General features: G+C 61.5%; 21 protein-coding genes. 11 read left to right on the top strand and 10 right to left on the bottom strand.

The features are described 5' to 3' along the window. Window positions 1-139: 139 nt before the first annotated feature. Genes ftsX through ftsY form a run of 3 tightly spaced genes read right to left on the bottom strand, consistent with a single transcriptional unit; the run spans window position 140 to window position 3,383 of the window. Window positions 140-1,165 carry a permease-like cell division protein FtsX gene (ftsX, locus tag IFT99_RS23875; RefSeq protein ID WP_065991118.1) on the bottom strand — a complete coding sequence of 342 codons (1,026 nt, stop codon included), beginning with the start codon at window positions 1,163-1,165 and terminating at the stop codon, window positions 140-142. Further along, window positions 1,162-1,833 (bottom strand): cell division ATP-binding protein FtsE, encoded by a 672-nt coding sequence (gene ftsE, locus IFT99_RS23880; protein WP_037018829.1) that lies wholly within the window; start codon window positions 1,831-1,833, stop codon window positions 1,162-1,164. The genes ftsX and ftsE overlap by 4 nt, the downstream gene beginning before the upstream one ends. Next, window positions 1,830-3,383, bottom strand: coding sequence for a signal recognition particle-docking protein FtsY (ftsY, locus tag IFT99_RS23885; RefSeq protein ID WP_192135538.1), 1,554 nt, complete (start codon window positions 3,381-3,383; stop codon window positions 1,830-1,832). The genes ftsE and ftsY overlap by 4 nt, the downstream gene beginning before the upstream one ends. Window positions 3,384-3,654: 271 nt before the next feature. Here ftsY and IFT99_RS23890 point away from each other — a divergent pair, with 271 nt between their 5' ends. The 6 genes from IFT99_RS23890 to IFT99_RS23915 all read left to right on the top strand — a co-directional run bounded on the left by IFT99_RS23890 (window position 3,655) and on the right by IFT99_RS23915 (window position 9,237). Further along, window positions 3,655-5,007, top strand: a complete 1,353-nt coding sequence (locus tag IFT99_RS23890) for a M16 family metallopeptidase (RefSeq protein WP_192135540.1) — start codon at window positions 3,655-3,657, stop codon at window positions 5,005-5,007. Continuing rightward, window positions 5,004-6,500, top strand: a complete 1,497-nt coding sequence (locus IFT99_RS23895) for a M16 family metallopeptidase (protein ID WP_065991112.1) — start codon at window positions 5,004-5,006, stop codon at window positions 6,498-6,500. The genes IFT99_RS23890 and IFT99_RS23895 overlap by 4 nt, the downstream gene beginning before the upstream one ends. Then, window positions 6,500-7,120 carry a 16S rRNA (guanine(966)-N(2))-methyltransferase RsmD gene (gene rsmD / locus IFT99_RS23900; protein ID WP_065991110.1) on the top strand — a complete coding sequence of 207 codons (621 nt, stop codon included), beginning with the start codon at window positions 6,500-6,502 and terminating at the stop codon, window positions 7,118-7,120. Before IFT99_RS23895 ends, rsmD begins: the two co-directional genes overlap by 1 nt. Continuing rightward, window positions 7,104-8,120 (top strand): hydrolase, encoded by a 1,017-nt coding sequence (locus tag IFT99_RS23905; protein WP_342214641.1) that lies wholly within the window; start codon window positions 7,104-7,106, stop codon window positions 8,118-8,120. The genes rsmD and IFT99_RS23905 overlap by 17 nt, the downstream gene beginning before the upstream one ends. 68 nt (window positions 8,121-8,188) lie before the next feature. After that, on the top strand, window positions 8,189-8,917 hold the full coding sequence (locus tag IFT99_RS23910) for an AzlC family ABC transporter permease (RefSeq protein ID WP_192135542.1): 729 nt from the start codon (window positions 8,189-8,191) through the stop codon (window positions 8,915-8,917). Then, window positions 8,914-9,237: an AzlD domain-containing protein gene (locus tag IFT99_RS23915; RefSeq protein ID WP_192135543.1), complete on the top strand. Its 324-nt coding sequence runs from the start codon at window positions 8,914-8,916 to the stop codon at window positions 9,235-9,237. Before IFT99_RS23910 ends, IFT99_RS23915 begins: the two co-directional genes overlap by 4 nt. Before the next feature lie 18 nt (window positions 9,238-9,255). Here the strand turns inward: IFT99_RS23915 and IFT99_RS23920 are convergent, their stop codons facing one another. The 3 genes from IFT99_RS23920 to IFT99_RS23930 form a co-directional block, all read right to left on the bottom strand. Beyond that, window positions 9,256-10,110 (bottom strand): sulfurtransferase, encoded by an 855-nt coding sequence (locus IFT99_RS23920; RefSeq protein WP_192135545.1) that lies wholly within the window; start codon window positions 10,108-10,110, stop codon window positions 9,256-9,258. Between the two features lie 63 nt (window positions 10,111-10,173). Further along, entirely contained in the window at window positions 10,174-10,860 is a 687-nt protein-coding gene (locus IFT99_RS23925) for a TetR/AcrR family transcriptional regulator (RefSeq protein ID WP_192135547.1), read from the bottom strand. 72 nt (window positions 10,861-10,932) lie between these two features. After that, window positions 10,933-12,129, bottom strand: coding sequence for an MFS transporter (locus tag IFT99_RS23930; protein ID WP_192135549.1), 1,197 nt, complete (start codon window positions 12,127-12,129; stop codon window positions 10,933-10,935). 146 nt (window positions 12,130-12,275) lie between these two features. Between IFT99_RS23930 and IFT99_RS23935 the strand changes: the two genes are divergently transcribed. The 4 genes from IFT99_RS23935 to ggt all read left to right on the top strand — a co-directional run bounded on the left by IFT99_RS23935 (window position 12,276) and on the right by ggt (window position 17,114). After that, window positions 12,276-13,715, top strand: a complete 1,440-nt coding sequence (locus IFT99_RS23935; RefSeq protein WP_192135551.1) for a coniferyl aldehyde dehydrogenase — start codon at window positions 12,276-12,278, stop codon at window positions 13,713-13,715. Window positions 13,716-14,460: 745 nt separating this feature from the next. Continuing rightward, the gene (coaD, locus tag IFT99_RS23940; protein ID WP_065991094.1) at window positions 14,461-14,940 is read left to right on the top strand and encodes a pantetheine-phosphate adenylyltransferase; all 480 of its coding nucleotides are present in this window, start codon (window positions 14,461-14,463) and stop codon (window positions 14,938-14,940) included. Between the two features lie 99 nt (window positions 14,941-15,039). Beyond that, complete coding sequence (locus IFT99_RS23945; protein WP_065991092.1) at window positions 15,040-15,291, top strand: YfhL family 4Fe-4S dicluster ferredoxin; 252 nt, start codon at window positions 15,040-15,042, stop codon at window positions 15,289-15,291. An 80-nt stretch (window positions 15,292-15,371) separates the two neighbouring features. Beyond that, entirely contained in the window at window positions 15,372-17,114 is a 1,743-nt protein-coding gene (ggt, locus tag IFT99_RS23950) for a gamma-glutamyltransferase (protein WP_446731153.1), read from the top strand. Here the strand turns inward: ggt and IFT99_RS23955 are convergent. The 3 genes from IFT99_RS23955 to IFT99_RS23965 all read right to left on the bottom strand — a co-directional run bounded on the left by IFT99_RS23955 (window position 17,096) and on the right by IFT99_RS23965 (window position 19,324). Next, on the bottom strand, window positions 17,096-17,431 hold the full coding sequence (locus tag IFT99_RS23955) for a multidrug transporter (RefSeq protein ID WP_065991088.1): 336 nt from the start codon (window positions 17,429-17,431) through the stop codon (window positions 17,096-17,098). The genes ggt and IFT99_RS23955 overlap by 19 nt on opposite strands. A 177-nt stretch (window positions 17,432-17,608) precedes the next feature. Further along, on the bottom strand, window positions 17,609-18,421 hold the full coding sequence (gene mutM / locus IFT99_RS23960; RefSeq protein WP_192135553.1) for a bifunctional DNA-formamidopyrimidine glycosylase/DNA-(apurinic or apyrimidinic site) lyase: 813 nt from the start codon (window positions 18,419-18,421) through the stop codon (window positions 17,609-17,611). A gap of 36 nt (window positions 18,422-18,457) precedes the next feature. Then, window positions 18,458-19,324 carry an HDOD domain-containing protein gene (locus tag IFT99_RS23965; RefSeq protein ID WP_074890184.1) on the bottom strand — a complete coding sequence of 289 codons (867 nt, stop codon included), beginning with the start codon at window positions 19,322-19,324 and terminating at the stop codon, window positions 18,458-18,460. A 167-nt stretch (window positions 19,325-19,491) separates the two neighbouring features. On the opposite strand from IFT99_RS23965, the gene IFT99_RS23970 reads away from it, so the two are divergent. After that, a complete protein-coding gene (locus IFT99_RS23970) occupies window positions 19,492-20,688 on the top strand; it encodes a class I SAM-dependent rRNA methyltransferase (RefSeq protein ID WP_065991078.1) in 1,197 nt (398 codons plus the stop codon). A gap of 232 nt (window positions 20,689-20,920) precedes the next feature. On the opposite strand, the gene IFT99_RS23975 is transcribed toward IFT99_RS23970, so the two are convergent. Continuing rightward, window positions 20,921-21,379: an REP-associated tyrosine transposase gene (locus IFT99_RS23975; protein WP_065991076.1), complete on the bottom strand. Its 459-nt coding sequence runs from the start codon at window positions 21,377-21,379 to the stop codon at window positions 20,921-20,923. Window positions 21,380-21,844: the final 465 nt, after the last annotated feature.

Raw genomic sequence — 21,844 nt, forward strand, 5'->3', positions numbered from 1 at the left:
AAAAAACCTCCGACACATAACTCGTGCAGTTCAGCACTGCGAAATTGACCGGGAACCGCTAGACAAGTTCCCTCAGCTGAAAAGTCAATAGGTGAAACAAAATTTACTCAAAACTCATGACAACACTACATTCACATCACTAACGAGGCGCCAGCTCTCTCAAATGGCGTGCCACTGCAATCCACGCACCGATATACCCCAACAACACCGCTCCAAGCAAGAGCGACACGCCGTCGGACACCGGCACGCCGGCAAGCGCAAAATCGCTGCCGTAGAGCCCAGCCAGTTTGACCACCGCATCGTTCAGCCAGTCTAGCCCAAAAGCCAGAACACCCCAGGAAAGCACCCCGGCGCCCAGCCCGTACAACGCCCCCATATAAAGGAAAGGCCGACGCACGTAGCTGTCTGTACCGCCTACTAACTTGATGACCTCGATTTCCGTACGACGGTTCTCGATGTGCAGACGAATGGTGTTGCCGATGACCAACAGCAGTGCCGCGACCAGCAAGACGGTCAGGCCGAAGACAAATCGGTCGCCCAGCTTCAGGATAGCGGCCAGCCGCTCAACCCAGACCAGGTCAAGCTGGGCCTGCTGCACCTTGGGCAACTCGGCCAGACGCGTACGTAATGCTTCCAGCGCGGCTTTGTCAACTTCCAGTGGCGTCACCAGCACAACGCCGGGCAGCGGGTTTTCAGGCAGTTCCTTCAACGCCTCGCCCAGACCGGACTGTTTCTGGAACTCGTTCAGTGCCTCATCGCGGCTGATGTACTCGGCATCAGCGACGCCGCCCATTTCCTTGATCTGACGGACAAGACCCTCGCCTTCACTCGGCGATGCGTCCAGTTGGAGGTACAGAGATATCTGCGCCGCACGCTGCCACGAACCGCCCAAGCGCTCGACATTGTTCAACAGCAATGACAGGCCCATCGGCAAGCTCAGCGCGATGGCCATGACCAGACAGGTAAAGAAGCTACCGATGGGCTGCTTGCCGAGACGGCGCAGGCTGTCCAGCAGGCTTGAACGGTGGGCCTCGATCCAGGCGTTGAACAACTCGCCGAAACTCGGGCCGTCATCGTCATCGCGTTTCTTTTTCTTTTGCGGCGCCGGGTCTGAGGCCTTGGGCGCTACACGTTCGGAAACCTTGGGACTGCGGGTGGCACTCATACGCCAGCCTCCCCGTCGCCGATCAATCGGCCGCGCTGCAACGTCAGCATGCGATGGCGCATCCGCGCGATCAGTGCCAGGTCGTGGCTCGCAATCAGCACACTGGTGCCCAGTCGGTTGATGTCTTCGAACACGCCCATGATTTCGGCCGCGAGTCGCGGGTCGAGGTTACCGGTGGGTTCGTCCGCCAGCAGCAGCGCCGGGCGGTGAACAATGGCGCGAGCAATGCCGACGCGCTGTTGCTGACCGGTGGACAAGTCGCCCGGGTACAGCTCTGCTTTGTCGGACAGCGCCACGCGCTCAAGGGCCGAATCGACGCGTTTGACCACTTCGGTCTTGGACAGGCCGAGGATCTGCAGCGGCAGCGCGACGTTATTGAACACCGTGCGATCAAACAGCAGCTGGTGGTTCTGGAACACGACGCCGATCTGACGACGCAAAAACGGAATCTGCGCGGTGCTGATCTGACCCAGGTCCTGACCTGCCAGCAACAGTTTGCCGGTGGTCGGACGTTCCATCGCCAGGAGCAGGCGCAGCAAGGTGCTCTTGCCCGCGCCGGAATGGCCGGTCACAAACAGAAATTCGCCACGACGTACTCGAAAGCTCAGCTCATGCAAGCCGACGTGTCCGTTCGGATAGCGTTTACCGACCTGTTCGAAACGAATCATGGGCGCTCCCGCTCGGCGAATAGGGCTTGGACGAACGGTTCGGCTTCGAAGGTTCGCAGATCGTCGATGCCTTCACCGACACCGATGTAGCGAATCGGCAGGCCGAACTGCTTGGCCAGGGCGAAGATCACGCCGCCCTTGGCCGTCCCGTCGAGCTTGGTCAGCGCGAGGCCGGTCAGCTGGACAGTCTGATTAAACTGCTTGGCCTGATTGATCGCGTTCTGGCCTGTGCCGGCGTCCAGCACCAGCAGGACCTCATGGGGCGCGTCGGCGTCGAGCTTGCCGATCACGCGGCGAACCTTCTTCAACTCTTCCATCAGGTTGTCTTTGGTGTGCAGACGGCCCGCCGTGTCGGCGATCAGCACGTCGATACCGCGCGCCTTGGCGGCCTGCACAGCATCAAAAATCACCGAAGCCGAGTCAGCACCCGTGTGCTGGGCGATCACCGGAATCTTGTTGCGTTCGCCCCAGACCTGCAGTTGCTCAACGGCTGCAGCGCGGAAGGTGTCGCCCGCCGCCAGCATGACCTTCTTGCCTTCCATCTGAAGCTTCTTGGCGAGCTTGCCGATGGTGGTGGTTTTACCCGCGCCATTGACGCCGACGACCAGGATCACGAATGGCTTGTGCTGCGAAGTGATGACCAGCGGTGCTTCCACTGGTTTGAGCATTTCGGTCAGTTCGTTTTGCAGCGACTTGTACAGCGCGTCGCTGTCGGTGAGCTGCTTGCGCGCCACTTTCTGCGTCAGGTTGCGCACGATCGCCGACGTTGCTTCCACACCGACATCTGCGGTCAACAGCCGGGTCTCCAGCTCGTCGAGCATGTCGTCGTCGATGGCTTTTTTGCCGAGGAACAGGCTGGCCATGCCTTCGCCAAGGCTGGCGCTGGTTTTCGACAGGCCCTGCTTCAGACGCGCGAAAAAACCAGGCTGCTTGGGTGCGGGGGCCCCTTCGAAAGGGACTGGCGGTACGTTGGTCTCAAGAACGGGCACGGCAGCCGCGGCTGGAACCAGCGGCGCCGTGGTCAACGGCGGCGTCAGCGCAGGAAGATCATTGCCGGAAACCGGATCAGGCAGCGCGACGGGGGTCGGCTCGATGGACGGAGCCACTTCAAACGAGCGGGTGTCGATGACCGCCGGCTGAGCGGGGGCTTGCGCCAATGGAGTCGCTGCGGATTCCACGTTGGACTCGGTGTGAACCGGAATCGACGGCGTAACGTGAGGCTCGCGCTCATCGGTGAAAGCCACTGGCTCTTCAGCAACAGGCAGGTGCAGCCAAGGATCTTCGACCGGGGCCGAAAGCGCTTCAGTCGTAGCTGTTTGTGGCAAGGGCTGCGGCGCGGTTTGCGGCGCGCGCTCGGCCGGGATGACCGGGGCGTTGGGCTGCTCAGCAACAGCCGGGGCCTGATCGGGCACGGACTCTGGCGCTGGTGCGGGGGTGTTCTGAGGCGGCTCGGGAGTGACTTCCTGCGGCTTTTTGCGCAGCCATCCGAACAGGCCTTTTTTCTCGCCAGCCGGGGCTGGGGTCTTCTTGTCGTCGTTGGAACCAAACATGGAGGACGGCTATCTCACGGTAACGACGCGCCAGAGCGGCGCCTCTGAAAAATTCTGTATGGGAAACAGACTGCTTTTATGTCCGCTTGTTCAGCGTTCGCCCTGCCACAGGGGGGGCGCAGTCCCATTGAGCGCACTGCTCGGCCATTTCTTACGAAGCGGGTTTACGACGCTGACATCTTAGTCATGGTCGTCAGGCAAACTCGCCGCTATCCTAACACCCCCGCGCCCGCTGACGCTAAGCAGGCCGTCTCCAAGGTTCAAATCACGAATGAATGCTCTAGCCCGCTGTGCCGCAGGCCTGCTGCTCAGCACAATCTGTTTGCCCTTCGCCGCATCGGCTGCCGACCCACAACCCACCACCGAATTCACGCTGGACAACGGCCTGAAGGTCGTCGTGCGTGAAGATCACCGCGCACCGGTCGTGGTTTCGCAGGTCTGGTACAAGGTTGGCTCCAGCTACGAGACGCCTGGCCAGACGGGCCTTTCCCATGCGCTGGAACACATGATGTTCAAGGGCAGCTCCAAGGCAGGTCCGGGCGAAGCGTCGCTGATCCTGCGCGACTTGGGCGCCGAAGAGAACGCCTTCACCAGCGACGACTACACCGCTTATTACCAGGTCCTGGCTCGTGATCGACTGGCGGTTGCCTTCGAACTGGAAGCCGACCGCATGGCCACCCTGCGCCTGCCGCCTGAAGAGTTCGCCCGGGAAATCGAAGTCATCAAGGAAGAGCGCCGCCTGCGCACCGATGACAAGCCGAACGCCAAGGCCTACGAGCGCTTCAAGGCCATCGCCTACCCCGCCAGCGGCTACCACACGCCGACCATTGGCTGGATGGCGGACCTTGAGCGCATGAAGGTCGAGGAGCTGCGCCACTGGTATGAATCCTGGTACGTCCCCAACAACGCCACGCTGGTGGTGGTGGGCGACGTGAAGCCCGATGAGGTTAAGGCCCTGGCTGAGCGCTTCTTCGGCCCGGTTCCGCGCCGCGATGTACCGCCCTCGAAAAAGCCGCTGGAGCTGGCCGAACCTGGTCTGCGCCAGATCACCGTGCATGTCGCCACGCAGATGCCGAGCCTGATGTATGGCTTCAACGTGCCGAGCCTGGCCACCGCCACCGATCCACAGTCGGTCAACGCACTGCGCCTGATTTCGGCCTTGCTCGACGGTGGCTACAGCGCGCGCATTCCGACCCGCCTGGAGCGCGGCGAAGAACTGGTGACCGGCGCTTCGTCCGACTACGACGCCTACACCCGCGGCGACAGCCTGTTCACCCTCAGCGCCACACCCAATCAACAGAAGAAGAAAACCCTCGCCGACGCTGAAGCCGGCATCTGGCGCCTGCTCGACGAGCTGAAAACCAAGCCGCCCGCCAAGGAAGAGCTGGAGCGGGTCCGGGCCCAGGTGATCGCCGGGTTGGTCTATGAGCGCGATTCCATTACCAGTCAGGCCAGCACCATTGGCGAACTGGAAACAGTGGGCCTGTCCTGGAAGCTCATCGATCAGGAACTGGCAGGGCTGCAAAGCGTGACGCCGGAAGACATCCAGAAAGCCGCCCGTACTTACTTCACCCGCGAGCGCCTCGCCGTTGCGCATGTTTTGCCTGAGGAGAAAGCCCAATGAGCCAGCGCTACGAATCCCGCTTTGCGCGAACGCGGGCCTGCTCATTCGCACTCGCCGTAACGCTTGGTCTGTTAGGTGCCCCATGGGCGATGGCAGAGACCGCCGCCGAAGCCCCGAAAGCCATCGACAAGGCCGCCAGTACGCTGGAGTCCCTGAAGGAACTGGACGGTAAAGCGCCGGCGCGCCGTTCGCTGAACATCCAGTCGTGGAATACCGCCGAAGGCGCTCGCGTGCTCTTTGTTGAAGCCCATGAGCTGCCAATGTTCGACATGCGCCTGCTGTTCGCGGCCGGTAGCAGTCAGGATGGCGCCACCCCCGGCATCGCGCTGGTCACCAACGCGATGCTCAACGAAGGCATCAAAGGCAAGAACGTCAGCGCCATCGCCGAAGGTTTCGAAGGGCTGGGCGCTGATTTCGGCAACGGCTCCTATCGCGACATGGCAATCGCTTCGCTGCGCAGCCTGAGCGCCGCCGACAAACGCGAGCCCGCGTTGAAACTGTTTGCCGACGTGGTGGGCAAACCGACATTCCCGGCGGACTCGCTGGCGCGAATCAAAAACCAGTTGCTGGCGGGCTTTGAATATCAGAAGCAGAACCCGGGCAAGCTGGCAGGCGACGAGCTGTTCAAGCGGTTGTACGGCGATCACCCCTACGCGCACCCGAGCATGGGCACGGCTAAAAGCATCGCGCCTCTGACGTTGGCTCAACTGAAGGCCTTTCATGCCAAGGCCTACGCCGCTGGCAACGCAGTGATCGCGTTGGTTGGCGACCTGACGCGCGCAGAAGCCGAAGCGGTAGCAACCCAAGTGTCCGCCGCGCTGCCGAAAGGCCCGGCGCTGGCACAAACCGTTGCCCCGACCGAACCCAAGCCGAGTGAAACCCACATCGAGTTCCCGTCCAAGCAGACGCACCTGATGCTGGCTGAACTGGGCATTACCCGAGGCGACCCTGACTACGCGGCCCTTTCACTGGGCAACTCGATCCTCGGTGGCGGCGGCTTCGGCAGCCGCCTGATGACCGAAGTCCGGGAAAAACGCGGCCTGACCTACGGTGTGTCTTCAGGCTTCACGCCGATGCAGGCGCAGGGTCCTTTCATGATCAGCCTGCAGACCCGAGCCGAACTGAGCGAGAACACCCTGAAGCTGGTCAAGGACATTACCCGTGACTTCCTTGCCAACGGCCCGACCCAGAAAGAGCTCGACGATGCCAAGCGCGAACTGGCCGGCAGCTTTCCTCTGGCGACCGCCAGCAATGCGGCCATCGTTGGCCAACTGGGCGCGGTCGGCTTCTATAATCTGCCGCTGACCTACCTTGAAGATTTCATGACGCAGTCCCAGAGCGTCACGGTCGAACAGATCAAGACCGTGATGAACAAACATCTGGACGCTGACAAGCTGGTGATCGTGACCGCAGGTCCGACCGTCCCGCAGAAGCCGCTGCCACCCCCTACCGACAAACCCGCTGAGCAACCGCTCGGCGTTCCGGAGCACTGATGACCTCGACTTCCAAGCCGCCGCGTATCCACAAAGGGCACAAAATCCACACGGGCCTCGGCCAACTGCGGATCATCGGCGGCGAATGGCGCAGTCGGCGTCTGAGTTTCCCTGACGCCCCCGGTCTGCGCCCGACGCCGGATCGTGTGCGGGAAACCCTGTTCAACTGGCTGGCGCCGTACATCGAGGGCGCGCGCGTGCTCGATCCGTTCGCTGGCAGCGGCGCGCTGTACCTTGAAGCCCTGTCGCGCGGCGCCAGCATGGGCTTGGCGCTGGACACCAACTCGATGGCGATCTCCAGCCTGCGCGAACACCTCGGCACGCTGCGTTGCACCGTCGGCAAAACCGCGACGGGCGACGCACTCCGCCATCTGGAAACCCAGCCGGCTGAACAGTTCGACGTGGTCTTCCTCGACCCGCCGTTCCACCAGGATTTGCTGATGCCTGCGTGCACGTTGCTGGAAGAGCGCAACTGGCTGGCGGACAGCGCGTGGATCTACACCGAAAGCGAGACCGCGCCGTCGACGCTGGGCATGCCTGCCAACTGGCGCCTGCACCGTGAGAAGAAAGCCGGTCAGGTTCACTACGCGGTGTGGGAACGAAGTGCCGTCGCGAGCTGACCTTCCCGTGTTCGTCCCGGCCTTCGGCCTGGGCAACCCGCACTTGCAGACGCTGTGGGGACCGCTCTGGCGTCCGACCACGCACCTCGAGCGTAGGCGTGAGCGCATCTGGCTGGAAGACGGCGATTTCCTCGACATGGACTGGCACGGCCCGCACGACGCAAACGTGCCGGTCGTGCTCGTGCTGCACGGTCTGACCGGCTCGTCCAACTCCCCCTATGTCGCCGGGCTGCAGCACGCCATGGAAAAACGCGGCTGGGCGAGCGTCGCCCTCAATTGGCGAGGTTGCTCGGGGGAGCCAAACCTGTTGCCCCGCAGCTATCACTCGGGGGCCAGTGAAGACCTTGCCGCCGTAATCGATCATCTGCGCAAGGCAAGACCGTTGGCGCCGCTTTACGCGGTCGGGTATTCCCTCGGCGGCAACATCTTGCTCAAGCACCTCGGCGAAACCGGGCTCGACAGCCACCTGCAAGGCGCTGCGGCGGTGTCGGTGCCGTTTAGGCTGGATGAATGCGCCGACCGGATCGGGCTGGGCTTCTCCAAAGTCTATCAACGCCATTTCATGCGCGAGATGGTCGGCTACATCAAGGACAAGCAGAGACGCTTTCAGCATGAAGGCCTCAGCGACGGCCTGGCAGAACTGGCGGCGCTGGGTTCGCTTAAAGACATGCGCACGTTCTGGGATTTCGACGGGCGCGTGACAGCGCCGCTCAATGGATTCGTCGACGCCCATGATTACTATCGCCGCGCCTCCAGTCGGTACTTCCTCGGCGCCATCCGTACGCCCACCCTGCTGATCCAGTCCCTGGACGACCCGTTCGTGTTCAAGCACAGCCTGCCTGAAGCCTCTGAGCTGTCGTCCAGCACCGCGTTCGACCTGCAGAAAAGAGGCGGGCATGTGGGTTTTGTCGGCGGCACGATCAGAAAGCCGACGTATTACCTGGAGCAGCGGATTCCGGCGTGGCTGGCGGACGTCCATGGCGCGCAGATAAACCGCTAACGTCTGCACGATCGTTCAAGACACTTATGCGCCGCCCGCTTACCATCCGGGGCATAAGGAGAAAAACCATGTCCCGTCACCCATTCTTCGTCCGCGGCCTTCGCGACAGCGTGCCCATGCTGGTCGGCATTGCACCGTTCGGCATTATCTTCGGCACCCTCGCCGGTGTGGGCGGGCTGACGTTATGGCAGGCCGTCGGCATGTCGATGTTCGTTTACGCAGGGTCGGCGCAATTCATCGTCATCAGCCTGATGGGCGCCGGGGCCGGCGCGGTGGTGATTCTGTTGACGACCTTCATCGTCAATCTGCGCCATGTGCTGTACAGCGCCACCTTGCAGCCACAGGTTCAGGGACTGCCACAGCGCTGGCGACTGCTGCTGGCGTTCTGGCTGACAGACGAAACCTTCGCGATCGTCCAACGCCACTACCTGGTCCACGGCCGGACGCCACTCGCACATTGGTACTGGCTGGGTGTCGCGAGTTCGCTGTATGCCTGTTGGGTCAGCAGCTCACTGGTGGGCGTGCTGTTTGGTCAGGCTTTTCCCGATATGGCCAGCTGGGGCCTGGAGTTCGCGATGCTGGCGACCTTCATAGGCATCGTCGTGCCCCTGCTGCGCAACCAGCCGCAGATTGCCGCCGCGTTGGTCGCCGGCGCAGTTGCCCTGCTGACATGGTCGTGGCCCTACAAGCTGGGGCTCATGGCCGCAGCCTTCAGTGGCATCACAGCGGGGGTGCTTCTGGAAAGACGGCAGCCAAAAAGGCAGGACGACATGCACCCGGACGAGGTGCGCCCATGACGTACTGGTGGCTGATTATGGGCATGGCTGCGATCACTTTTCTGATGCGCTACAGCCTGTTCGCCTGGCCGAACCTGCGTTTCTCGCCGCTGGTGCGCCAAGGCCTGCATTACGTACCCACCGCCGTGCTGACGGCCATCGTCGTGCCTGGCATGTTGCTGCCCGACGGCGCGCATTGGCAGCTGTCCCTGGACAACGCCTATTTGCTGGCCGGGATCGTGTCGATTGGCATTGCGGCCATGAGCCGCAATCTCCTGGCGACCATCGGCGGCGGGTTGCTGGTGTTCTTCTGGCTGCGCTGGGCGATGGGGCAGATGTGAGGCACACACGCCGCCACCTCAGCCCCCGGTCGCGACGCCCCGCTGCGGATCATTGATCCACTCGCTCCACGAGCCCGCGTACAGCGCCCCCAGTGGATACCCGGCGAGGGCCAGGGCAAACAGGTTGTGACAGGCCGTCACGCCGGAACCGCAATAAGCGACCAGCGCTTCTGCAGGGCGACCATGCAGCGCCTCGGCGAACCGCTGCTTCAGTTGCTCCGGTGGGAGAAACCGGCCATCCGACCCTAGGTTGTCGGTGAATGCCGCGCACTGCGCGCCCGGAATGTGCCCCGCGATAGGATCGATGGGCTCGACCTCACCCCGGAACCGCGCGGGTGCACGCGCATCGATCAAGGTCATGGCGGGATCGCCGATGCGGGCCTTTAGCTGCCCGGCCGTCAGCACCATCGCGTCCTCCGGCACGCCGTCGAACGAACCCTCGGGCTGATGCGGCGGATCAAGACTCAGCGGCAGACCCGCCCCATGCCAGGCCTTTAGCCCGCCATCGAGCACAAACACGCCGTCGCGCTTGCCCAGCCACGCCAGCAACCACCAGGCTCGGGCGGCATAAGCACCCGGGCCATCATCGTACAGCACGATGTCGCTCTGATCGTTCACACCCCAGAACCGCAAGCGCTCGATCAGCCGCTGGGGATCCGGCAGCGGGTGGCGACCGGTGACACCTTTGGTGATGGACCCACTGAGGTCATTGAGCAAATCAGCGTAAGAAGCCCCTTCGATATGGCCCTCTGCGTAGCTGCGCTGGCCGTAGTCCAGATCGTCCAGCGACGAACGACAATCCAGTATCACTAGCCCGGGCCGGGTCAGGCGTTCTGACAATTGTTGCGGGCTGATCAGTTGCGCGATGGACATGACAGGCTCCTGCAGGCAGTAAAAAATGGCGATATGACAATCAGTTCAGACAGCCAGGCTGATTCAGCCGGCGTCTTCCAGCGCCTTGGCCAATGGCACATAAAACTCTGCGCATAGCGCATTCACCGCTTCCCGCGCCTGGGGCGTCACGTAGGCCAGTTCCAGCATCAGCACCTGATAGACCCCGCGACGAATCGCGTCCTCATTCAGGTGCGCGGCGTTTTCCCGTGTGGTGCACAGAAAACGTACCCATGACGTGAGGATGATCCAGGCAGTGAGCGTCAGTGATTCGATCTGCACCTTATCCATGCTCAGAATCTGCGCGTCGACAAAGCCGCTGTAAATGGACATCGCCTTGATCAGGCAGTGTTGGGAAAAGCGTCGGTAGCGCACCGCCAGCTCTGGATCGGTTTCAAGCAGATGCTCGAGGTCGCGGTGCAGAAAACGATAGCGCCACATGCCGTCGAGAATCGCCATCAAGTAATGGCGCTTGTCTTCAACACCCGGCAGGCGACCCTTGGGCGGGTGCAGAAAGCTGTCGACCAGCGTTTCGTATTCAGTGAACAACTCGGCGATGATCGCCTGCTTGTTGGGGAAGTGGTAGTACAGATTGCCAGGCGACATTTCCATGTGCGCAGCGATGTGATTGGTGCTGACGCTGCGCTCGCCCTGCTGATTGAACAGCTCCAGGCTGCTGTGCACGATGCGTTCACGGGTGTTGATGCGTACGGTTTTGATGCGCGGCGCCATGTTCAACTCGAACGTCGAAACGTAACAGGGATGTGCCGGATCTTAACGCAAGCGTTGGGCCCGTTGCAGACTTCATCGCTCCAGGGCAGTCGCCAGCCTGATCCGAACCACCGCTGCGACGCCGATACCCAGCCCGGCTGCCGCCAGCATGTTGATCAAGATGACGCCGCGCAGCCCGATCGGCGCTGTCAGTATCCCGACGAGCAGACCGGCCAGCGGTTGCGACAGGTTGTTCAGCAGTGTGATGACGCCCACGGTCTTGCCGAAGTCGCGCGCGGGGATGACCCGCTGACGGATGCTGCGCATGTACACGTTGAACATCTTGTCGAAGCCGACGATCAGCAGAAAGCCGACAAGGTAGACCTCGGATGACGCGCTCGTGGCGGTAATGAATGCCCCCAGCAGCAAGGCAATGTATGACATCGCACCGAGCAGTTTCAGCGGCAGGCTGACCCGTGCCAGGACAAACAGAATTCCGATGGTCAGCAAGGCGCCCGCCGCCTGCAGCCCAGCGTAGTAATCTTTACTCTCACTGAATGAGCCGATGACCATCGCCGCCGAGCTGGCCAGCGTGACACCGACGATCAGGTTGACGCCGACCGCCAGCAAAATGATCTTCTTCAGCTCGGCCAATCGGAAGATGTGTCCGAAGGCGATTTTCAACGGCTGTGTCCAGCGGCCTACGTCCTGATCGAACCGCTCCAGCGTAATATTGCTGTTGCGCTGCCAGACTCGCATGGCGAGATCCGCCGCGACGAAAACCAGCGCCACGCCGATGACAACGCCCCACCACGGGCAGATTTCCAGCGCCAGCGCCGCCAGCAAAGGCCCGAGCACCAGGCCGGTCTGGTCGGCAATCTGTGAGTAGGACAGCGTCTTGCCGTAGCGGTAATCCGGGAAAATATGCGGCATCACCACTTCCCGGGCCATGATCCCCTGGGTGGTCAGGACGCCACAGACCGCCGACAGAATGATCAGCCAGTAGATCCCGCCAAACAGGCCATATAGCCCCATTGCGGCCAGGCAGATAACAGCCCGGTAAACCTGACTGATGTGCAGCAGCCGGATGGGCGAGTATTTATCGCAAAGCGCGCCGCAAACCGGGAATGCAAGGAAGCGCGGCAATGTCTCGACGAAGAACGCCAGCCCCGCCAGGGAAGCGCTGTTGGTGGTCTGGAAAACAATCAGCGGCACCAGAAACAGGAGCACCTGATCGGCAAGACGGGATAGAAAAAGGGAAAGAAAAAACGCCAGATAGTCCGTGCGCATTGAGACTCCGTGTCAGGTGGTGCGGGGCGGCAGTTCAGTTTTTGCCCGGACAGTCTGGCGTGCGTCTGCGAGCGAATGCAAGGGCCGTTGACTTCATAGAGCAATGACTCTAAAAGCACTGCATAACTTCAACAAGGACCGCCGCGATGCCCGTCGACTCTAATCTTCTGCCATATGCAGACGACGCTCCTTGCCCGCGCCGCCATCTGGAACAGGTATTCGACGAGCAACGACGCGCATTCGCCGCCAATCCGATGCCGGTCCTGCAAGAGCGCAAACAATGGCTCGATCGCTTGCACACGCTGCTCAGCAGCGAGCGCCAGGCGATCATTGATGCAATCAACGCTGATTTCAGCCACCGCAGCGCCGACGAAACGCTTCTCGCCGAGCTGATGCCCTGCCTGCACAACATCCGCCACGCCCAGCGTCATTTGAAGAAATGGATGCGGCCCTCCCGCCGAAGCGTCGGCATGGCGTTCCAGCCCGCCAGCGCCAAAGTCGTTTACCAGCCATTGGGCGTGATCGGCGTGGTGGTGCCTTGGAATTACCCGCTGTACCTGGCCATCGGGCCGCTGGTGGGCGCACTGGCGGCGGGTAACCGCGTGATGCTCAAGCTCAGCGAGTCCACGCCCGCCACCGGCGCGCTGCTGAAAAGCCTGCTGGCGCGGGTGTTTGCGGAAGATCACGTCGGCGTTGTGCTGGGCGAGGCGGAGGTTGGCGTGGCCTTCTCGACATTGCCGTTCGATCACTTATTGTTCACGGGCGCCACCAGCGTCGGGCGGCATGTCATGCGCGCGGCGGCGGACAACCTCACGCCGGTGACGCTGGAGCTGGGCGGAAAATCCCCCGCCATCGTGTCCCGCGACGTACCGCTCAAGGACGCCGCCGAGCGCATCGCTTTCGGCAAAACCCTCAACGCCGGACAAACCTGCGTGGCACCCGACTACGTGCTGGTGCCCAAGGATCGCGTTGACGAATTCGTCGAATCCTATAAGGAGGCGGTCACACGGTTTTATCCGACATTGACGGATAACCCGGACTACACAGCGATCATCAATCAGCGGCATGTCGCACGCCTGAATTCGTATCTCGCCGACGCGCAAGCCAAAGGTGCTCGGGTGATTCAGCTTTTCCCCGAGGGGCAGGACGGGAGGATGCCGTTCAGCCTGATTCTGGATGTGAGCGACGACATGTTGATCATGCAGGACGAGATCTTTGGCCCGCTGCTGCCGATCGTGCCCTACGACCAGATCGAGCAGGCGTTCGCCTACATCAATCAGCGGCCCAGGCCACTGGCGCTGTACTACTTCGGCTACGAACGGCATGAACAGAGCCGCGTGCTGGAGCAGACGCATTCGGGCGGCGTCTGCTTGAATGACACCCTGCTCCATGTCGCCCAGGACGACTTGCCTTTCGGCGGCATCGGCGCGTCAGGCATGGGCCATTACCACGGACACGAGGGGTTTTTGACGTTTAGTCATGCCAAAGGCGTGTTGATCAAACGGCGGTTCAACGCGGCGCGGCTGCTCTACCCGCCCTATGGAAAGGCGATCCAGACGCTGATTCAGCGACTGTTCGTGCGCTGATGCGCTTGCGAATTCTGACTGACCCAACACCCCCGTGCATTGAGCTGGCTGTGGAACATTGTGGGACTGGCTTTAGCGCGTCACACCGCAAATCTGAAGGTGCCCACACTGGCCTCTTCCCGGCTGAAGCCGGTCCCACTATTTGAACGCGATCGTCCTGTAGCACAGGCTTTAGCCGGGAAGACGTCTCGCGTCAGACCGCAAATCTGACGGTGCCCACACTGGCCTCTTCCCGGCTGAAGCCGGTCCCACTATTTGAACGCGATCGTCCTGTAGGACTGGCTTTAGCCGGGAAGGCGTCTCGCGTCACACCGCAAATCTGACGGTGCCCAGACTGCCCTCTTCCCGGCTGAAGCCGGTCCCACTATTTGAACGCGATCGTCCTGTAGCTCAGGCTTTAGCCGGGAAGACGTCTCGCGTCACACCGCAAATCTGACGGTGGCCACACCGGCCTCTTCCCGGCTGAAGCCGGTTCCACTATTTGAACGCGATCGTCCTGTAGGACTGGCTTTAGCCGGGAAGGCGTCTCGCGTCACACCGCAAATCTGACGGTGCCCACACTGGCCTCTTCCCGGCTGAAGCCGGTCCCACTATTTGAACGCGATCGTCCTGTAGGACTGGCTTTAGCCGGGAAGGCGTCTCGCGCTGCACCGCAAAGCTTCCCACTACACTCCTCGGCAGCTTGGCCCGCTCAGCCTGCTGCGCTACCATCCAGTCCCCAACGAACTCCGACCAGGACGACGCGATGAACCGAGTGTTGTACCCCGGCACCTTCGACCCTATTACCAAGGGTCATGGCGATCTGGTCGAGCGCGCCTCGCGCCTGTTCGATCAAGTGGTCATCGCCGTCGCCGCCAGCCCCAAGAAAAACCCCCTGTTCCCGCTGGAGCAACGTGTTGCGCTCGCCCGCGAAGCGACCAAGCACCTGCACAACGTGGAAGTCGTAGGATTCTCGACACTGCTGGCGCACTTCGCTCAGGAACAGAACGCCAACATCCTGCTGCGCGGCCTGCGTGCAGTGTCGGATTTCGAGTATGAATTTCAGCTCGCCAACATGAACAAGCAACTGGCCCCGGACATCGAGAGTCTTTTTCTTACGCCGTCGGAACGCTATTCGTTCATTTCATCTACGCTGGTCAGGGAAATCGCAGCGCTGGGCGGTGATATCACCAAATTCGTCCACCCCGCCGTGGCCCAGGCGCTGAGCGAACGTTTCAAAGCCTGAGGCCTTGCGTCGAGGTAAGGTGCATACCGAGCGCTAATGCGGCACAATTCGCCGCATTCGTTTTGATATGCCCCGGTGTCGACCGTGGCAGGAGTATCCATGTCCCTGATCATCACCGACGATTGCATCAACTGCGACGTCTGCGAACCCGAGTGCCCGAACGAAGCGATTTCCCAGGGTGAAGAGATCTACGTGATCAATCCCAACCTGTGCACCGAATGCGTCGGCCACTATGACGAGCCGCAGTGCCAGCAAGTCTGCCCCGTGGATTGCATCCCGCTGGATGAAAACCACGTGGAGAGCAAGGACGAGCTCATGGCCAAGTACAACCTGATCACCAGCAAGGCATAACCGAACGCATATCCTGTCGGCATACGTGCTTTCGCCGAAGACACTGGCTTATAACGCCCGTTGAATTGAGCGAGATACGCATGATCTCTATGCTGGAACGGATACCTGTTTTGTCAGGCGCAGTGTTTCTGCTGTGCGCTTTTTCGGCCCAGGCCAGCCCCGATCACCCCGATCAGGCTGCCATCGCCAGCCCGCATCCCATTGCCACCGCCGCCGGCCGGGAAATCCTGGTGGATGGCGGCAACGCATTCGATGCCGCCATTGCCATCAGTGCCACGCTCGCCGTCGTTGAACCTTACGGGTCGGGCCTCGGCGGCGGCGGGTTTTTCCTGCTGCGCCAATCCGGCGACCCCGTTCAGTATCAGTTTCTCGACGCGCGCGAAAAGGCGCCGCTCAAATCAAAACCCAAAATGTTCCACCGCAACGGGATCCTCCAGCCGGACCTGTCCCTTAACGGACCACTGGCGGCCGCGATCCCCGGGCTTCCCGCGGCATTGGTCGAGCTCGCCGAACGCTATGGCCGATTGCCGCTTTCGATCTCGCTGGCGCCCGCCATCCGGGTCGCCTACCGCGGCTTCAAGGTGGACAGCGTTTATCGCGAGCGCGCCAGCTGGCGGCTGTTCGCGTTGCGCAACAATAAAGAGAGCGCGCGCCTGTTCCTGCGCAACAACGACGTGCCGAATCTGGGTGACGTCATCACCCAGCCTGAGCTGGCGCAAACCCTGGGGCGCCTTGCCGATAATGGCCGCGCCGGGTTCTACAGTGGCTTGGTGGCACAGGCGATGGTCAGCGGCGTGCGTCGTGCCGGAGGCATCTGGAATTACCATGATTTCGAAGAATATGAAGTCATCACGCGAACGCCTCTGCGCTTTCAGATGGCCGATCAACGGGAACTGATCAGCGCACCGCCGCCCTCGGCAGGTGGCATTGCACTGGCGCAAAGCCTGTCGATGCTGCAACAGCTGCCGTGGCGGGGGTCGGAGAACATTCAGCGGGCGCATTTTGTGATTGAGGCGCTTCGCCGTGCGTATCGTGATCGCGTGCTGCTGGGCGACCCGGACTTCGTGCCCAACCCGGTGGCTCAACTCCTGTCCACCGACTACTTGCTGCAGCTGACCACCAGCATCGATCCCCACCGCGCCACGCCCAATAACACCCTGCCCCCCGCGCCGCGCTGGCGTGAGGGCGACAACACCAGCCATTTCGCCGTACTGGACAACGAAGGCAACGCCGTGACGGCGACACTGTCGCTAAACCTGCCCTTCGGCTCAGCGTTTACCGTGCCCGGCACCGGGATCATCCTCAACGATGAGATGGACGACTTTGCCATAGACCCCAAAGGTCAGGGCAACTCGGCCTCAGCCGGCGGACACGCCAATGCCATCGAGCCGGGCAAGCGACCGATCTCAAGCATGAGCCCGAGCTTCATCGAAGGCCCGCAATCACTCGCTGCCTTCGGTACCCCGGGCGGCAGCCGCATCCCCAGCATGGTGCTGCTGTCGATGCTGCAGTATCTGGACGAGCAGCCGATTGCCAACTGGGCATCAACGCCGCGCTACCACCACCAGTACACGCCGGATGTGGTGGAGTACGAGCCGGAGACATTCACGGAGCAGGAACTGGCGGACCTGCGCGAGCGCGGTTATGCGCTGAAGGAGACGGCGAAGGATTTCGGCAATCAGCAGGTGCTGTTATGGCACAAGAACAGTGCCCGGGTCGAAGCGGCCAGTGACCCGCGTGGCATTGGCGTATCAACGACTTTCAAACCCAGTGACGCGCTGAAGCTGATGCGCGCCTGCGCCGATCAGTCCTGCTTGCCATAACCGTCGCCGGTGCAACCCAGGCAGCGGACGAATGCCGCCTTGCCCGGATCCACCACCAGCGCCTTGCCGGTTCGGCCAATGCCGCCGCCGGCGGCGGTAAACGGCAGTGCAACCACGAACAACCCGGCGCCGATGATGGTGGCAGCAATGAGAATCGGCCGCGCGATCAGCAGGTCGCCGATCATCGCGTAGGCGGGAGGGCTTTCGATTTCGTAGACGGGGTCACCACTGCCGGTCGCGTCCTGAGCCAGCGCAGGCGTGAATTGCAAGCCGAAGAACACGGCCAGGGTGGCAGCAAGCATGCGAAACGGGCTCATGGCATGGTCCTTCAAGCTAAGGCAGATATGAAGCTGTTCACTATAAACAGGGCGCGGGCTTACGCAAGGGGCGGCGTGTCTCACTGACAAGACACGCCCTGTAGGAGGGATCGGATAAACCCTCGCGATCCCGCGGCAGTCAGCGATCCAGGCCGACGGCTCTGCTGCTGTCTGGAACTACTTCTGGCACTTGGGGCAATAAACACTCGCCCGCTGACCCAGCTTCACTTCTCGCAGCGTGGTCCCGCACACCTTGCACGGTTCCTCGCCGCGTCCGTAGGCGAACAGTTCCTGCTGGAAGTAACCGGGCTGGCCGTCCCCGCCGATGAAATCACGCAGCGTGGTACCGCCCCGTTCGATGGCGGCGGCCAGGATGCGTTTGATTTCAATCGCCAGCTTTATATAGCGCGACTTGGAAACGCTCCCGGCGGCACGGCGCGGATCAATGCCGGCGGCGAACAGTGCTTCGGTCGCGTAGATGTTGCCGACACCCACGACGATCGCGTTGTCCATGATGAACGGCTTGACCGCCATTGCCCGGCCACGGGACAGCTCGAACAGACGCAGCCCGTCGAACACCTCGGTCAGCGGTTCCGGCCCAAGGCGCGCGAGCAATTCATGGTTAAGCGGGTCGAGGCTCCAGAGCATGGCGCCGAAACGCCGAGGGTCGGTGTAGCGCAAGGCCAGGCCGGACTCGAGTTCGATGTCGACGTGCTCGTGCTTGAGCGGCGGCAGACCGGCGTCCACCAGGCGCAGATTACCCGACATGCCGAGGTGGCTGATCAACGTGCCAACCTCCGCCTGGATCAGCAAATACTTGGCACGACGCTCGACAGCCACGATTTTCTGGCCTGACAGGCGCACGTCAAGGTCTTCGGGGATCGGCCAGCGCAGCCGACGATCACGCACAATCACGCGGCTCACGCGCTGGCCCACCAGATGCGGCGCAATGCCCCGGCGGGTGGTTTCGACTTCAGGTAATTCAGGCATGCGGCAGCTCGGTGAAGGGCAAGGTCAGGCGCAGGGTCAGTGCGCGCTCAGCTCGCGAATACTTTCCTTGAGGTTTTCGAAGTCGTAGTCGGACAAGCCAACGTAATCGAGAACCAGGGGACCAATGCTGTTCCACTCGTGGTCGACGGGCTCGTTGCCCAATACACGGTGGGATTCGCAGACATGCTCGGCCATCTTCAGCACGGCCAGCATGTTTTTCAGTGGCGCGTTGCGACCCGAGTCGTCCTTGAAAATCGCCAGCGCATTATGGTGATTGGCGATCGCATTGCTGACATGTTCAGGCAAACGCCAGGACTTGGCGGTGAAATAACCGACAACGGCGTGGTTGGTGTTCAGCAGCCGGTTCTCGGTGTCGACCACCCGACACTCGGCGGTGGTGTTGGAATACGCCTCTTCGAGCACGCTCATGTAGTCGGGGAAACGCTTGATCATCAGCGGCACGCCGCAGTCATGAAACAGGCCCAGTGCGTAGGATTCGTCGACCGTTTGCGAGCCGATGCGCTTGGCGATCGTCAGACTGGTCATTGCGACGTCCTGGGCGGTGTCCCAGAAACGGTTGAGCACGACGATGGTTTCATCGCTCATCTCGCCCTTGATCGACTGTGCGTTGATCAGGTTGATGACCGAGCGGCTGCCGAGCAGGTTCACCGCCCGTTGGATCGAGGCGATTTTGTTGGTCAGTCCGTAATGGCTGGAATTGACGATTTTCAGCAGCGCGCCGGAGAGCCCCGGATCCTGGGCGATCAACCGGGCGATGGCACCCAAGTCAGGGTCAGGCATGTACTGCTCCATCTGCAAATCCACCATGATTTGCGGCTGGGGCGGAACGCTGATGCCTTGTAACGCCTGCTGGATCTGCTCGGACGTAAGCTCTTGGGACATAACTTCACACTCGGGGTCAGGCCACGATTCTAACCCCTCGCGGCCACGGGTCGACAACTGGATGACGATCCAACGGATCCGACGGACAGCCAGACGGTAATCGACCACGGCGCGCCCGTCAGCGGGTTCACGCGCTATACTCCCGCTCTTTTTTCCGGAGCGACGTCATGTCCCTGCCTAGCTTGCGCCTCAAGCCCAACGCCGATCGCCGTTTGCGCAACGGTCATTTGTGGGTCTACAGCAACGAAATCGACGTCGCTGCCACCCCGCTCAACGGCTTTGCTCCGGGCGCTCAAGCCATTCTGGAAGCTGCGGGCGGCAAGCCGCTGGGCATCGTCGCAATGAGCCCGCAAAACCTGATTTGCGCACGTTTGCTGTCCCGCGACATCAAGCTGCCACTGGACAAGTCGCTGCTGGTTCATCGCCTGAACGTCTGCCTGTCGCTGCGCGAGCGTCTGTTCGACAAGCCGTTTTATCGTCTGGTCTACGGCGACTCCGACCTGTTGCCAGGTTTGGTGGTGGATCGCTTCGGCGACATTCTGGTGGTGCAGCTGGCGTCAGCAGCCATGGAGCAGCTCAAGGACGACGTGCTCGCCGCGCTGATTCAAGTGATCAAGCCGAGGGGCATTCTGCTCAAGAACGACTCCGCCGCGCGCGACGCCGAAGGGCTGAACCGCTACGTTGAAACCGCGTTCGGCCTGGTGCCGGAGTGGGTCGCGCTGGAAGAGAACGGCGTGAAGTTCGAAGCGCCGGTGATGGAAGGCCAGAAGACGGGCTGGTTCTACGACCACCGCATGAACCGCGCGCGCCTGGCACCGTACGCCAAGGGCAAGCGTGTACTGGACCTGTTCAGTTACATCGGCGGCTGGGGCATCCAGGCCGGTGCGTTCGGCGCCAGCGAAGTCTTCTGCGTCGACGCGTCAGCCTTCGCGCTGGACGGTGTCGAGCGTAACGCCGCACTGAACGGCTTCGCGGAAAAGGTCACCTGCATCGAAGGCGACGTGTTTGAGGCGCTGAAGGAACTGAAAGCGGCTGAAGAGCGTTTCGACGTGATCATTGCCGACCCGCCCGCGTTCATCAAACGCAAGAAGGACATGAAAAACGGCGAAGGCGCCTACCGCCGCCTGAACGAGCAAGCCATGCGCCTGCTCAGCAAGGACGGCATTCTGGTCAGCGCTTCCTGCTCGATGCACCTGCCGGAAGATGACCTGCAAAACATCCTCCTGACCAGTGCCCGCCATCTGGACCGCAACATCCAGCTGCTCGAGCGCGGCGGCCAGGGCCCGGACCACCCGGTCCACCCTGCAATCCCCGAAACGCGCTACATCAAAAGCATCACCTGCCGGTTGTTGCCGAACAGCTGATGGCTGATAGCGTGACGTAACGAGCCGCCCACTCCTACAGGCCATCTGCAGAACCTGTAGGAGCGTGGCTTGTCCCGCGATCTGCCGGGAACCGGCAGCAAATCAGACGACAGTGATATGCCTGACTGAATGCATTGCAGGATTGCTGTCGCTTCGCAACAGATCGCGAGCAAGCTCACTCCTACAGGCGATGCACAGTACCTGTAGGAGTGAGCTTGCTCGCGATTCTGCTTCAAAACCAACTCGCGTCCCACAGCGGATAATCTCCGACCCGTTTGACCAATCCAGCCCTCAACGGATTGGCGACAATGTATCTGGCCATCATCAAAAGATCGTCCTCCCGTCGTAATGCTCTGTCGTGAAAACCCCTCTGCCAGACTTGCCGGTGCGTTCCTCGCGACTGATTGATTGCGCGAGCGCTTCGCGATTTCACTCCCTGTAAAATCCGAGTGAGTTCACCTCCCGTCAGTTCAAGCAGCCAGTGGATGTGGTCGGGCATGATGACCCACGCTAACGAATCTGCCGCCCCCGAGGACTGAGCGGCGCGGAACTCGTTCACAACCAATCGTCCAAGCTTCCAGTCGCTGAAAACCTGCTCCCGGTTATGGGTGACCGACGTGACGAGGTAAATCCGTCCCGACTCCGAAAATCTCCCGCTCCTTAGATATCTTCCACGCGGTAATTCCGGCATTAGTCGCTCCCGTTGGTGATTACCAGGAAGGCTAGAACAGTGCCTGAGGGGTAGACGCCAAACAGAGATTCCGGATGTGTCTGCAAGATCCTTATCGCGAGCAAGCTCACTCCTACAGTGGTTCCGCGCCGAACTTTGCATTCGTGCCGGGACCATTGATCGCTCGAATCAGGGGGCATCTTTGTAGGAGTGAGCTTGCTCGCGATTGAGGTCGGATCCCCCACCGACCCGTTTGGCAATCAGACCGATGAGTCCGCAGCCCCACTTCCCGCCATTCCCTCCCGCCCTCACAGGTGTAGAATCAGCGCTATTCATCGCCAGTCATCCCCGGCGGGTTTATGAGCTCAGGCTGGGCGTACGGTGATCCCGTATCGTTCGGTTTCTTCGCTGCATCCGGTCACTGCCTTTTGCACACGACGTCACTAGAAGCTCACTCCCTTCCTCATTCAGCCGATTAGCCGGAGT

This window comes from Pseudomonas sp. CFBP 8772 (assembly GCF_014841665.1).
In the GTDB taxonomy this organism is placed as follows: domain Bacteria; phylum Pseudomonadota; class Gammaproteobacteria; order Pseudomonadales; family Pseudomonadaceae; genus Aquipseudomonas; species Aquipseudomonas graminis_B.

Coding starts and splice junctions, on each gene's coding strand:
- ftsX (WP_065991118.1), bottom strand. CDS start 1,165: ATGAGTGCCACCCGCAGTCCCAAGGTTTCCGAACGTGTAGCGCCCAAG.
- ftsE (WP_037018829.1), bottom strand. CDS start 1,833: ATGATTCGTTTCGAACAGGTCGGTAAACGCTATCCGAACGGACACGTC.
- ftsY (WP_192135538.1), bottom strand. CDS start 3,383: ATGTTTGGTTCCAACGACGACAAGAAGACCCCAGCCCCGGCTGGCGAG.
- IFT99_RS23890 (WP_192135540.1), top strand. CDS start 3,655: ATGAATGCTCTAGCCCGCTGTGCCGCAGGCCTGCTGCTCAGCACAATC.
- IFT99_RS23895 (WP_065991112.1), top strand. CDS start 5,004: ATGAGCCAGCGCTACGAATCCCGCTTTGCGCGAACGCGGGCCTGCTCA.
- rsmD (WP_065991110.1), top strand. CDS start 6,500: ATGACCTCGACTTCCAAGCCGCCGCGTATCCACAAAGGGCACAAAATC.
- IFT99_RS23910 (WP_192135542.1), top strand. CDS start 8,189: ATGTCCCGTCACCCATTCTTCGTCCGCGGCCTTCGCGACAGCGTGCCC.
- IFT99_RS23915 (WP_192135543.1), top strand. CDS start 8,914: ATGACGTACTGGTGGCTGATTATGGGCATGGCTGCGATCACTTTTCTG.
- IFT99_RS23920 (WP_192135545.1), bottom strand. CDS start 10,110: ATGTCCATCGCGCAACTGATCAGCCCGCAACAATTGTCAGAACGCCTG.
- IFT99_RS23925 (WP_192135547.1), bottom strand. CDS start 10,860: ATGGCGCCGCGCATCAAAACCGTACGCATCAACACCCGTGAACGCATC.
- IFT99_RS23930 (WP_192135549.1), bottom strand. CDS start 12,129: ATGCGCACGGACTATCTGGCGTTTTTTCTTTCCCTTTTTCTATCCCGT.
- IFT99_RS23935 (WP_192135551.1), top strand. CDS start 12,276: ATGCCCGTCGACTCTAATCTTCTGCCATATGCAGACGACGCTCCTTGC.
- coaD (WP_065991094.1), top strand. CDS start 14,461: ATGAACCGAGTGTTGTACCCCGGCACCTTCGACCCTATTACCAAGGGT.
- IFT99_RS23945 (WP_065991092.1), top strand. CDS start 15,040: ATGTCCCTGATCATCACCGACGATTGCATCAACTGCGACGTCTGCGAA.
- ggt (WP_446731153.1), top strand. CDS start 15,372: ATGATCTCTATGCTGGAACGGATACCTGTTTTGTCAGGCGCAGTGTTT.
- IFT99_RS23955 (WP_065991088.1), bottom strand. CDS start 17,431: ATGAGCCCGTTTCGCATGCTTGCTGCCACCCTGGCCGTGTTCTTCGGC.
- mutM (WP_192135553.1), bottom strand. CDS start 18,421: ATGCCTGAATTACCTGAAGTCGAAACCACCCGCCGGGGCATTGCGCCG.
- IFT99_RS23965 (WP_074890184.1), bottom strand. CDS start 19,324: ATGTCCCAAGAGCTTACGTCCGAGCAGATCCAGCAGGCGTTACAAGGC.
- IFT99_RS23970 (WP_065991078.1), top strand. CDS start 19,492: ATGTCCCTGCCTAGCTTGCGCCTCAAGCCCAACGCCGATCGCCGTTTG.
- IFT99_RS23975 (WP_065991076.1), bottom strand. CDS start 21,379: ATGCCGGAATTACCGCGTGGAAGATATCTAAGGAGCGGGAGATTTTCG.